Genomic DNA, 535 nt, shown 5'->3' with positions numbered 1-535 from the left:
GTCGCGGAAGAAGTCGTCCGGGTCGGCGCTGGCGGCGAGCGGTCCTGCGAGCAGGGCGCTGTGCGCGGCGAGGGCCTCGGGCAGTTCGGCGACGACGGCGGGGGTGCCGGACAGTTCGGCGAGCGCGGCGGCGAAGCGCCGGCCCGCCGGTCCGGCCGAGACGCCCTCCGTCCAGACGATGGGCAGCGCGTCGGCGAGTTCGGCGGCGAGGGTCTTGGCCGCGTTGCTGTACGTGGCGACGGCGGGCCCGCAGCGTTCGGCGACGGCGTCGAGGCGGTCGGCGACCTTCTGCAGGGCGTCCGGCGGGGCGGTGAGCAGGCCGGTGCGGTCCAGCAGGGCGAGCAGCGGGGTGAGCAGCGCCCACAGCACGCCGGGCGCGGAGGCGGCGAGGGGTTCGTCGTGGTCGTAGGGCGCGGTGGCCACGGGGACGAACAGGCCGCGGCTGCCGGAGACGGCCTCGGCGAGCGGGGTGCCGGCGGGGGCGACGGCGACGACGTTGAGGCCGCGCCGGTAGGCCTGCTCGGAGAGCAGGGAC

Annotated in this window: 1 protein-coding gene; it reads right to left on the bottom strand. The window is 77.8% G+C overall.

Annotation, left to right across the window (positions count from 1 at the left end):
- Positions 1-535: SIS domain-containing protein (locus LPA54_RS36250; RefSeq protein ID WP_306806604.1), on the bottom strand; the 535-nt coding region annotated here is incomplete at both ends.

The organism is Streptomyces sp. DH12 (assembly GCF_020873895.1).
GTDB lineage: Bacteria > Actinomycetota > Actinomycetes > Streptomycetales > Streptomycetaceae > Streptomyces.
Note: the sequence above shows the minus strand (reverse complement) of the source record. Positions and strands in the feature narration are given on the sequence as shown.